At 50.3% G+C, this 12,132-nt stretch carries 8 protein-coding genes and 1 pseudogene; 7 read left to right on the forward strand and 2 right to left on the reverse strand.

Going from position 1 to position 12,132, the window contains the following annotated elements:
• Window positions 1-53: 53 nt before the first annotated feature.
• Entirely contained in the window at window positions 54-2,429 is a 2,376-nt protein-coding gene (locus ACOTYB_RS05200; protein ID WP_250018369.1) for a hypothetical protein, read from the forward strand.
• A gap of 34 nt (window positions 2,430-2,463) precedes the next feature.
• Here ACOTYB_RS05200 and ACOTYB_RS05205 read toward each other — a convergent pair whose 3' ends face one another.
• Entirely contained in the window at window positions 2,464-3,531 is a 1,068-nt protein-coding gene (locus ACOTYB_RS05205; protein ID WP_126525302.1) for an acyltransferase family protein, read from the reverse strand.
• Window positions 3,532-3,824: 293 nt separating this feature from the next.
• Between ACOTYB_RS05205 and ACOTYB_RS05210 the strand changes: the two genes are divergently transcribed.
• The 3 genes from ACOTYB_RS05210 to ACOTYB_RS05220 all read left to right on the forward strand — a co-directional run bounded on the left by ACOTYB_RS05210 (window position 3,825) and on the right by ACOTYB_RS05220 (window position 5,948).
• Window positions 3,825-4,130 carry a hypothetical protein gene (locus tag ACOTYB_RS05210; RefSeq protein WP_126525303.1) on the forward strand — a complete coding sequence of 102 codons (306 nt, stop codon included), beginning with the start codon at window positions 3,825-3,827 and terminating at the stop codon, window positions 4,128-4,130.
• The gene (locus tag ACOTYB_RS05215) at window positions 4,130-5,398 is read left to right on the forward strand and encodes a Y-family DNA polymerase (RefSeq protein ID WP_217202383.1); all 1,269 of its coding nucleotides are present in this window, start codon (window positions 4,130-4,132) and stop codon (window positions 5,396-5,398) included. The genes ACOTYB_RS05210 and ACOTYB_RS05215 overlap by 1 nt, the downstream gene beginning before the upstream one ends.
• Before the next feature lie 142 nt (window positions 5,399-5,540).
• Entirely contained in the window at window positions 5,541-5,948 is a 408-nt protein-coding gene (locus tag ACOTYB_RS05220) for a cell envelope integrity TolA C-terminal domain-containing protein (protein ID WP_032666022.1), read from the forward strand.
• Between the two features lie 66 nt (window positions 5,949-6,014).
• On the opposite strand, the gene ACOTYB_RS05225 is transcribed toward ACOTYB_RS05220, so the two are convergent.
• Entirely contained in the window at window positions 6,015-6,686 is a 672-nt protein-coding gene (locus tag ACOTYB_RS05225) for an SOS response-associated peptidase (protein WP_045324550.1), read from the reverse strand.
• Between the two features lie 611 nt (window positions 6,687-7,297).
• On the opposite strand from ACOTYB_RS05225, the gene yahO reads away from it, so the two are divergent.
• From yahO to ACOTYB_RS05240, 3 genes and pseudogenes are all read left to right on the forward strand, one after another.
• Window positions 7,298-7,573, forward strand: a complete 276-nt coding sequence (gene yahO, locus ACOTYB_RS05230; RefSeq protein WP_409248767.1) for a DUF1471 family periplasmic protein YahO — start codon at window positions 7,298-7,300, stop codon at window positions 7,571-7,573.
• A gap of 200 nt (window positions 7,574-7,773) precedes the next feature.
• Window positions 7,774-9,957, forward strand: a pseudogene (locus ACOTYB_RS05235) (TonB-dependent receptor).
• Between the two features lie 127 nt (window positions 9,958-10,084).
• A complete protein-coding gene (locus ACOTYB_RS05240) occupies window positions 10,085-12,058 on the forward strand; it encodes a PhoX family protein (RefSeq protein WP_022650528.1) in 1,974 nt (657 codons plus the stop codon).
• Window positions 12,059-12,132 lie beyond the last annotated feature (74 nt).

Genomic DNA, 12,132 nt, shown 5'->3' on the forward strand with positions numbered 1-12,132 from the left:
CCCCCCGACAAACCTAACCCGGTCATCGCGCCGGGTTTTTTTATGGAATAAATATGGCCACTACACCTACTAATCTGCCAGTACCGAGCGAATCCCCGCGTGATCTGAAGTTCAACGCAGGCAAAATCGACGAGTTCGTTACGTCAGAAAATCATGTTTATGTTGACAGGTTCGGCGATGAACATCGTACAATTGCGGGAATAAATTACGATGCGAATCAGGCAATTCTGAATTATGGCTATATCACGAAGGATTCTTTTGAAGATGGCAGCACCATTAGCCTTGCTAACGAGTGCCTGCGCTGGAAGAGCAACGGGGAATATTACAGATGGGACGGAACCCTCCCCAAAGTAGTTCCCCCAGGATCTACTCCCGATAGCACTGGCGGTATTGGTGACGGGAAGTGGGTCAGTGTTGGGGATGCCGCTTTAAGGACAGAGCTAAGCAACGGTAAATACCGCAGTGACGCATTAGCTGTAAAATATGTTCCAGGGGTCGTCATTGATAGCACGACTGATAACCGCGCAGCAGTATACGCTTACACAGGACAAATTTATGTTCCGAAGGGTGTCCAGCTACGCTGTAATTTCCTGCCAGACGATGATGTAACAAAATTCATCGGTGAAGGGAAAATTCTTACTCGCGACCCATGGGGGAACGAGCATGTCTTTGATGTGGGTCTTGCAACCAACGGGACAGATTTTACAGCCCTTGGCACTCTTGCTCAATTTGCAAACAAACAGGGATACCCATCAACGATTGCTGCTTGTCATGTCGGTATCATTGGAGATTCTATAACGGACGGAGCTTACAGTTCTGGGTGGACTGCAAACCCTACTGATGCCAGTGGTAATCTGAGCTCAACAAATTACAACCATAATCTTAATGGTGGATCATATTCATGGTTCAGGATATTCACTGACTGCCTAAACATGTTATCTGATAGCACAACAAATATCTTTAAAGGATACAACTGTGCCTCTTCAGGAAAGGCTTTAGCCACAGGTTGGGGGTATGCTAACTTTGATTATGGGTTCTTCCAGAACTCCGCATATGGAAAAACTGCGCCTGATGTTCTTTTCGTTAGCCTTGGATATAATGATAACGGTGAATTACCGACCATCGGGTTTGATCAATATTTTCACGAATTCGAAAAGATTATAAGAAAAGCATGGGGGTATGGAAGCCCTGTCTGCTTCGTTACTATGAATAATAATGATGCGCCGAAAGCATTTCTTGAATCATCAATTAAGAAGCGCATTGAGAGATTGTATCCAAAAGTTGAGTTTTTAGACCTATCATTGGCAACAACTGATGCTTATGCTGATATTGGTGCTTATTCAATATCTGAAATTGCAAAGCGTGCGGGCGGGACTGTGTTCGACCAAAGCCATCCCTCAACTGTTGGGCATGCTTACATCGGCGCATATGCAGCAAAAGAAGTATTTAAGGAAAGAGTCTATACTGCAAGGAATAATAAGAATGTCATCCCTACTACTCAGTTGTCTTTTGTAGGGTTTGGATATCCATCTGGTGCAAGGTATTTACCTTCGATAGCTAATTTGAGTGGTGGTGATTACCTGGATGCTCTCGGTGGTTGGGGGGTTATCAGCCCATCATCTGAGAATGTTACGTGCAGGTACTTTGTGTGGAGTGACTCAAGCGATATTTCAGTTACACTGTTCGAGCCTTATAATCCCACCTATACAACTTCAGGTCGTGTGAACCAATTCTCTGTTATCCTTAATGATATCAGGAATGCTGCATATCTGTCAGGGCCGGTTGCGAGTAATGGCATGGCATCATTCACGGGCAAGCAGACAACAAATATCGGAACTCTTAAAAAGGGTCTCAATATTATATCTGTATCTTATGACGGGGCGCCTTCAAGAGTTTACCCTCCGGGATTAATGTTCAGGGAGCCAATGAAACCAATTTTCACTGGATTTAACTTCATTGCGCTAAATGTTGCACAAATAAAAGGTGTGTCAGGTAATGACCCTTCGGTCAATGATTTGACTTTAGGATATAGCTTATCAACACCTGACGATGAAGCCCCTGATATGGTTAATGGAGTCAAGGCATACCAGGCATCAACAGTCGATCTGGAGTCTATGCCAGTTGGCACCATGGTGCTTTTTAACTACAAACAAAAGCAGAAGTCCGGATGTGGCATAAGCAGAACCGCTACAGGTACTATCAACTTCTATACGATGAGTAATGGCACGCTAACCTCGGTAGCTACATCCTCCGTTGACGTGGCAGGAAAGGTAAGAGTTATTAAAGGTGGTGACACCATCACTCTATACCCAACCTCAGGAAACTCTGTTTCGCAAAATATAAGTGGATTTTCTGGCGGTAAAACCTGCATGATGAATGCGGGAACAGCATCATTCACTGTTGCTTTGCTTTCTGCATTCTCTAAATAGTATGAACTAGCCCGTCATAATGACGGGCTATAATTCAACCAGTGAATATGGAAGTCATCCAATTTTTATATTTCTTATTGTGTAATTTACTTGATAATTGGGTTATAAGTCTATACTGGACGCTGAAAGATAAAATTGCAGCTGCGTATACTAACGCATATCTTGCTAAAAAATACATATCAACTGAATCTGTTAACATCACAAAAACTATGTGCCATAAATATATCCAGATCGAATTGGAGGAAATGAATATTATCAGCGCGCTGGCTGTGTTAATGTTTTTTGATTGTAATGTTCTCAGAGCTATTAAACAAAGTAAGGACATTGCCAGTGAATAGCTCAGATAGTATAAGCCAGGAGGGTATTTATCTATTTGAGTTTGGTAGTAGGCCGAATGGTATAAATAGTTATATAAGGCATAGCCAAGGAAAAATAACAATGAGATCGAAAATAAGCTATACATCTGCTTGCTTGTGGCGTTTAATAGTTTGGTTCCTAACAGGAAAATAAAAAAATATGGTATGACGTTAGAGAGGAAAGAGCCGAGTAGTAATATATCATTCCCACTATCTAACTCCTTATACCATTCACCAAGTATATTGTCGCTCATAAATATGATAGAAATTGAAAGTATGTATATTATAAAAACATTAATCCGGTAGAAGTTACTTGGTGTTAATATAGCAATCACTGATACCGCAAAAAACAGTCTAATAACCCATACAAACCCAAACCCTCGCGATAAAGAAAATGACGTGTATATTTCATACTCACTAAAATAAAATATTCTTATGTTAGCTGTTAAATAATAAAGATAGCTCGTAACAAACATAAACACCAAGAACACCCATGTCGGAATTATCAACCTTTTGAATCGTGAAACTATGTATGTAAGTTTTGTGCGTTGTTTATCCGATGTTAATCCGAAAGACATTCCCATTACAATGAACATCAGCGGAACATCAAAATTCCGCAATTGGAAGATGTATTCGTTAGGATTTACATGGGCTAATATTATTAATGAGAGACCTAAGAATCTAAGTGTGTCAATTATGCCATTTCGTTCAGTGGAGCCATTTGCATTAATTATTTGTTTTTTCATATCAAGCGCTAAAGAATTGACCGTAGTGGATATAGTAACTGAAAATCATCACGTCACAAACAGCATATGACTAAAGCTAATTTCAATGCATGATGAGCTTTCTTCTTAACCGTTAAGATCTCGTAATCAAGATGAGCGTGTTATGATTTTACATTAGAACAACCTGATGGTATTCAACAAGTAAATGTCTATCTAATTTAGCCACTTACAAGTCAATGCTGCCTCAGGGCTTGATCGACAATGTCGCTTAATATTACTGTGTATGCATACAGTAATATTAAGGGTGGTTAGATATGAAGCCTGCATCTCAAAGTTACAAACTTGAGCAGTTGTGTGGTGTTAACCGCTACTCATGCCTAGTTGAAACGTCAGGTGGATATGCGCTTTTTCAGCCTGATCTTGTGCCCGACAACGGAACGCGAGTGCTGGTGAATGCGTTCGGCCAGCTACAGTTCGCGGTCGTTATGGGCGGTTCGCTCATCACAGAAGGCGGTGAAAGCATAGAAGGTGATGCTTTGGATGAAGTTGAAGTTATGGGTGTGGTGACCTTCTTTATAAATGGCGCTGCGGCGCTCACAGACGACAATCCGGTGATGTGATGTTTGCCCTGGTCGATGTTAACTCATTCTATGCCAGTTGCGAGACGGTATTCAGACCAGACCTGCGCGGGCGGCCTGTTGTCGTTCTGTCGAATAATGACGGTTGCGTAATCGCACGTAGCGCAGAAGCAAAGGCTGCCGGGATTGCGATGGGTGAGCCGTTCTTCAAGCAGAAGGAATTGTTCCGGCGCGCTGGTGTTGTTTGCTTCAGCAGCAACTACGAGCTCTATGCAGATATGTCCAGCCGGGTAATGACCACACTGGAAGAAATGAGCCCGCGCGTGGAAATTTACAGCATAGACGAAGCCTTTTGCGACCTGACCGGTGTAAGGAACTGCCGGGACCTGACTGAATTTGGGAAAGAGATCCGCGCGACCATTTTACAGCGGACGCATCTTACTGTGGGTGTTGGAATAGCTCAGACCAAGACGCTGGCTAAGCTGGCTAACCATGCTGCGAAAAAATGGCAGCGGCAGACGGGAGGCGTGGTTGATCTCTCAAACGTCGACCGGCAGCGAAGGTTACTGGCGCTTGTTCCTGTGGAGGATGTCTGGGGCGTTGGCCGGCGCATCAGCAAGAAGCTGAACGCTATGGGCATCAAAACCGCACTGGACCTTTCAGAGCAGAGTACGTGGATTATCCGTAAACACTTTAACGTTGTGCTGGAGCGAACCGTCCGGGAGCTGCGCGGCGAGCCATGCCTGGATCTGGAGGAGTTCGCCCCGGTAAAGCAGGAAATTGTATGCAGCCGATCGTTTGGCGAACGCATTACTGACTATGAACAGATGAGGCAGGCTATTTGCAGCTATGCGGCCCGTGGTGCTGAGAAGCTGCGGGGAGAACACCAGTATTGCCGTTTTATATCCGCCTTCGTTAAGACCTCTCCATTTGCCCTTAATGAGCCGTATTACGGAAACAGCGCATCGGTAAGGCTGCTCACGCCAACGCAGGACAGCAGAGACATCATCAACGCCGCGGTAAAGTGTCTGGACAAAATATGGAAGGACGGTCACCGGTACCAGAAAGCGGGTGTCATGCTGGGTGACTTCTTCAGCCAGGGCGTGGCCCAGCTAAACCTTTTCGACGACAGTGCACCTCGAGCTGGTAGCGAAAAGTTAATGGAGGTGCTGGATCAACTGAATGCAAAGGACGGAAAGGGTACGCTCTATTTTGCCGGACAGGGAATACAGCAGCAGTGGCAGATGAAGCGTGAAATGCTGTCGCCTCGATATACCACGAGATATTCAGATTTGCTTAGAGTCCGATAAATTTTCTTGATGTCTTGGTCCGCTTTATTCCAGAAGGGGACGAAGAATTGCGATTGCAAAAAAATTAGTAGTTGAAAAGATGGCAGAATGAAGGAAGAATGTGCCAATATTGCTGAGGTTTAAAGGGATTTAGGGGCAAGATATGGGATTGTCTAATACAGTACAGAAAATCGTTATATCAACCATTGCGTTCAGCCTGGTCGCGGGATGTGCGCCGTTGCATCCTTCTGACTGCCATAAGACCACAGCTACGGGTAATTGCAGTTCAGGACGCTGGGATGATCAGGATGAATGGGGTAAGCAAGCTCGGGCAATCAGGGCGGCAATAAATGACAAACTTGATGAGCCTCAGAAATGGAAGGGAAAAAAATGCAGGTTGCATATTGAATTTGCTCAGGATGGCACGGCTTTAAAAATATCAACCAGCAATGGTAATAAAGCCTATTGCGAAGCGATTGAATCAGCAGCCCATAAAGCTAAATTCCCGGCCTTCAACAATCCGGAAGTCTACAGAGATTTTCAAAAATCCGGCTTTAATATGGGCGGATAGCAAGGCGATGCCTATCTAAATGTTCACTTCTCGCTCATTTAGAACGCGCCTGGTTTCTTTAACTTTTTATTGTGCTGCCTCGATTAGTTCCGGCCCCTGGTTCTTAACATTCCCCACGGCACGCGTAACGGCGTGCCAGATAAACTTGTCGGCGGGCACAGCACCGTCGGCAGCTATCTCTTCAGCTTCCTTTCCGCCTATATCCTGGCGCATCCATTCGCGGGCAGTTTCCGGTGAAAGAACAAGTGGACGGCGGTCGTGGATATCGACTAGGCCTTTATCAGCTGCGGACGTCACAATCAGAAAACCTTCTGCTTCATCGCCGCTTTCAAATGGCGTGCTACCGATCGCTGCCATGAATATTGGCTGGCCGTCGGCGCGGTGAATGAAGTAGGGCTGCTTCTTGTCGCCTTCTTTCTTCCATTCGAACCAGCCGTCAGCAAAGCAGATCGCCCGGCCATGCTGCCAGAGAGGCTTGAACATTCGGCTGGTGGCCGCCGTCTCGACGCGCGCGTTAATCAAAGGGGATTTATCCCACCACCCGGGTGCATATCCCCAGAACACAGGATCGAGGTGCAGTTGCTCGTCGCGTTCGCTCAGTAGCAGGACCTTGGTACCGGGTGCGACGTTGAATCGGCCAATAGGTTCCGGGTCATAAGCGATGTCACGATCGGCTTCATCGGCCAGATATGCCAGATATTCTTCACGGGTTTGGGCTTGTGCAAAACGTCCACACATAGAAACCTCCAGTCAGACAGACTGAAAGTATAGGGCAGGGAGAAAAAGTAGCGCGCGCTGGTTAAGTCTTACAATCGGATCGGTGGGGATTATGCTGATGGTAGAGGTAGGCGTAAAGCTTCGTGTTACGAAACTGGAAGGAGCTACGCAAAGTTGGGGGACCGGGAAATTACATAGCGATGTCTGGTGGCATGGCTATGCATTCTCTGTGTCATAGATGTGTCATGCATGGATGTATCACAAGAAAACGAGAAAGCAGGTAACGACACGTAATGACACAAATGCGTAGCGAGCGCGGAAAAACCAATGATATTACAGTGCGTTATATAGTACTCTACGTTCTTCTAAGCCGTAGGTCGTAGGTTCGAATCCTACAGGGCGTGCCATTTAAAAACAGGCGCTTACGCCAGTTTCAAGCCAGCCTGATTTTCTTCATGAAACACCCATCGCGAAAGTAGCGTTAACGTACATTTTTCACAGCACAATTGACTGTTATAACAGTATTTTTCTTACGCTGTGGCAATTTTATTATTCCTCTACCATGCTCATATCACCTCACTCTCACTCGTGGGGCTTTTTGTAGTTGCTGATTAATCTCAAGGAAAAAGGTTATGAAAAAAACGACTGCTATTTTGATGGGCGCTGCATTTCTGTTTACCACCAATACCTTTGCGGCTGAACTGCTGACGAAAAACGAGTTTGAGAAAGTTGAGTCTCAGTACGAAAAAATCGGTACCGTGAGCGCGGCTAACGAAGTCTCTGTCGACGATGCGAAAAAAGAGCTGGTCGAAAAGGCCGATAAAGAAGGTGCTGATGTACTGGTGCTGACTTCCGGTAATACAAACAACAAAATTCACGGCACCGCCGATATTTACAAGAAAAAATAATACCTTAGTAACCACCCCTGTTTCGGGGTGGTTGCGCGCCCTACCTCCCTCCCAACATTGTTTCTTGCCGCTTCTCGCTCAGAGAGGCCGTTTACACTTGATTACGTATACATAATGCGTATAGTTCTCATTTGCATTTCTTTTAATAACTTTTAAGGCCCGACAACGGGTCATTTTTGCGCGCACGTTAAGAGCTCATTATGAACAACACCACAATGCACAAAACGCTGCTGGCGATTGCCATCGGCGCGGTAACCCACTCCGCTTTTGCGGCGGATGAGAAAAAAGAGGACACCATCGTCGTCCAGTCCACGGCGGGGAGTGATTTCAAACCCGGCGGCGACCAGCTGGTGCCCGCCTTCCTTGACGGGCAGGTGGCGAACGGCGGGCGCATGGGTATGCTCGGTCAGCAGAACGCCATGGACGTGCCGTTCAATATCATCAGCTACACCTAGAAGCTGGTGGAAGATCAGCAGGCGAAAACCATTGCTGACGTGGTTGCCAACGACGCGGGCGTGCAATTTGTTCAGGGGTACGGCAACAGCGCGGAAACCTTCCGCATTCGCGGCCTGAAGTTTGACGGCGACGACATGACTTTTGGCGGATTGTCCGGCGTACTGCCGCGTCAGGTGGTGGATGCCCAGATGGTCGACCGCATCGAGATCTTCAAAGGGGCCAACTCCCTGATGAACGGCGCCGCAAGCTCGGGCGTGGGCGGGATGATCAACCTTGAGCCAAAACACGCGGGCGACACCCCGCAGGCGAAAGTGGGTGTGGACTACACCTCGGATTCCCAGATTGGCACCACGCTGGATGCGGGTCGTCGCTTTGGCGATAACGACCAGTTTGGCGCGCGTGTGAACCTCGTGCATCGCGAAGGGGAAACCGGCGTGCCGAATGACCGCCGCCGCACCACGCTGCTTTCTACTGGTCTGGATTACAAAGGCGACCGTTTCCGCACCTCGCTGGACCTGGGCTACCAGAAAAAAACCTTCCACGGCAGCCCGACCAGCGTCAACATCTCGGCGGTGGATTTTGTGCCTGAACCGCCGAAGAACGATCGCAACTTCTCGCAGAAGTGGGCCTACAGCGATATCGAAAACGAGTTCGGGATGTGGCGCAGCGAGTATGACATCACCGATAGCTGGACGGCGTATACCGGTCTCGGCGCGCAGCACGCGCACGAAGAAGGGATCTACAGCGCGCCGAAGCTCCTCGATAAGAGCGGTAATGCGGTGGTCAGCCGTCTTGATACCAACCGCATCAGCGATTCTGTCAGCGGCATGGCGGGCATTCGCGGTAACTTCACTACCGGATTCGTCTCGCACAAGGTCAATGTTGGCTATTCGGCGATGACCAAAAACGAAAAGATCGCGTGGAAAATGTCGGCGACGAAGGATAATCCGACCACCAACATCTACCACAACACCGGCGTCGATATGCCGGACAGCTCCAACCTCAACGGCTCAGGCGGCAAATACAGCGATCCGCTGACCAGCGGGCGCACCCGCACGCAAGGCTGGCTGCTGAGTGATACCCTGGGCGTGCTGGATGACAAGCTGCTGTTCACCGCAGGCGCGCGCCATCAGAAGGTGGTGATTCGCGGGTACAACAAAATCACCGGTGCGGAAAACGACGCGGACGGTTTCGACGGCAGCCGCTGGATGCCCACCTACGGCGTAGTCTATAAACCGTGGGAGGAAATTTCCCTCTACGCCAACCACACCGAGGCGTTACAGCCCGGTGAAACCGCGCCTCGCTCAGCAAACAACTACGGCCAGAGCACCGGTATCGTTCACTCTAAGCAGAACGAAGTGGGCGTAAAGGCGGACTTTGGTCGCGTGGGCGGCTCCCTGGCGCTGTTTGAGATCAAAATGCCGTCGGCGATCCTTGACGACAGCGGTCACTATGGTCTGGATGCAGAACAGCGTAACCGCGGCGTGGAGCTGAACGTCTTCGGCGAGCCCATGCTCGGGATGCGTCTGAACGCCAGCGCCACCTGGTTGCAGGCCGAGCTGACCAAAACCAAAAACGGCGTCAATCAGGGCAACGATGCGATCGGTATTCCGAGCTTCTACGCCGTGCTGGGCGCAGAGTACGATATCAAGCCGATTGAAGGCCTGACGGCGACCGCGCGCGTTAACCACTCCGGCACGCAGTATGCCGATCTTGCGAACAGCAAAAAGCTGGACAGCTACACCACGCTGGATCTGGGCATGCGCTATCGCTTCGCGGTGAACCACAATGAAAATCAGATGACCGTACGGGCAGGTATCGACAACGTGACCAACGAGAACTACTGGTCAAGCGTGGACGATTCCGGTACTTACATTACTCAGGGCGAGCCGCGTACCTTTAAGGTCTCGGTTGGCTACGAGTTCTAAGCGTTCCACCTCGTTATCCGGGGCAGGGACGCCCCAATCCCTTCGTTGTCGTGTTATAAAATTGTAATAAAAGCTTCTTACACTGGTCGCCACAACCTTACCTCTTGGCCAATGACAGGAAGCCGCTATGGGCAGACCCCTCAAATCCGTATTTAAAAAAGAGCATCGCGACGATATCAGTAACCGCAGCGCTAACCCGGTATTCTCCGAGGTTGCAGAAGTGTTCCTCTCGCGCCGCCGTTTTCTCCAGATGGGGGCCGTAGCGGGGGCTGCCGTATCATTCCCGTATCTGATCACACCCGAAAATGCCATTGCCGCGGTATCGAAGCCTTCCGCGCTGGCAAAAGCGGTTTCCCTGGGCTTTACCAGCATCGACGTCTCTACGGAAGACACGGTCAGGGTGCCGGAAGGTTATATCGCCCGCCCGTTCTATCGCTGGGGCGATCCGACGGGGATCAAGGACAACATGCCGGCCTTTAAGCCGGACGCCAGCAATACCACAGACGAACAGGCTGTGCAGGCGGGCATGCACCACGACGGCATGGCGTGGTTTAGCCTGCCGCAGGGGGCGCAAAACCCGGAGCATGGCCTGCTGGCGCTGAACCATGAGTACATCGACAACGGAATGCTGTTTACCGACGGTACGGCGAACTGGAGTCTCGACAAGGCCCGCAAGGGGCAGAACGCGATGGGCGTGTCGGTGGTGGAAGTGAAAAAAACGGGCAGCGGCTGGGAGGTAGTGCGTCCGTCTTCCTTCGCCCGGCGTATTACCGTCAATACGCCGATGCAGCTTACCGGCCCGGCGCGGCATCAGGATTTAATGAAAACCGCCGCCGACCCGCAGGGGGAACGCGTTCTGGGCACCATGCAGAACTGCGCCAACGGCCACACGCCGTGGGGCACCTATCTCACCTGCGAGGAGAACTGGTCGGACATTTTTGTCAAAAAAGCCGATCTCAACCCGCTGGAAAAACGCTACGGCATCAGCGACAGCGATGAATCGTACCGCTGGAACGAGGTGGATGAGCGGTTCAGCGTTGATAAAACCCCTAACGAACCCAACCGTTTCGGCTGGGTGGTGGAGATCGATCCCTACAACCCGACCTCCACCCCGCGCAAGCACACCGCGCTCGGCCGCTTCAAGCATGAGGGGGCCGCCGTCACGCTCGCCGCCGATAATCGCGTGGTGGTCTACATGGGCGACGACCAGAAGTTTGAGTACATCTATAAGTTTGTCTCGGATAAAAAATACGATCCCGCGAACCGGGAAGCCAATATGCAGCTGCTGACGTCCGGCACGCTGTACGTCGCCAGGTTCAACGAGGACGGCAGCGGCGACTGGCTGCCGCTGATCTTCGGGCAAAATGGCCTGGATAAAAGCAACGGTTTTGCAAGCCAGGGCGATCTGCTGATTAAAACCCGTCTGGCGGCCGACGTGGTGGGGGCGACGAAAATGGATCGCCCGGAGTGGATAGCCGTCGATCCGCACGCCAGCGGCAGCGTCTACTGTACGCTGACCAACAACAGCGATCGCGGTAAAGAGGGCAAGGCGCCGGTGGATGCCGCCAACCCGCGCGCTAATAACGTGTTTGGTCACATCATGCACTGGCACGAAGAGGGTGCCGATCCTGCCGCCGCACGCTTTAAGTGGGATATTCTGGTCATGGCCGGGCGCACCGACGGCGACGATCCCAAAGCCAAAGGCTCGATGCAGGGCGCGGCATTTGGCAGCCCGGATGGGTTGTCGTTCGATCACCAGGGCGTGCTGTGGATCCAGACCGACGTTTCCTCCAGCACCATCAATAAGAAAGCCTACGAGGGGATGGGCAATAACCAGATGGTGGCCACCATTCCGGGCACCAACGAGTATCGCCGTTTCCTGACCGGGCCGCGCGGGTGCGAAATCACCGGCATTGCGTTTACGCCGGACAACCGCACGCTGTTTATCAACATTCAGCATCCGGGGGAGGGCGGGGATGATATTACCGACCCGGCCAATCCGCGCGCTGTTTCCAACTGGCCAGACGCCAGCCCGAACGGGCGTCCGCGATCGTCAACGGTGGTGATTACCAAAGCGGACGGCGGGATCATCGGGTCGTGACGTTTATCCGCCGGGCGCATGCGCTGGCCCGGCGTTAAGCTTGCTACCACCAGCATGAAGTGTTAAAACGTGCC

It is taken from the genome of Enterobacter cloacae complex sp. IR5450 (assembly GCF_049238665.1).
GTDB classification, from domain to species: domain Bacteria; phylum Pseudomonadota; class Gammaproteobacteria; order Enterobacterales; family Enterobacteriaceae; genus Enterobacter; species Enterobacter hormaechei_C.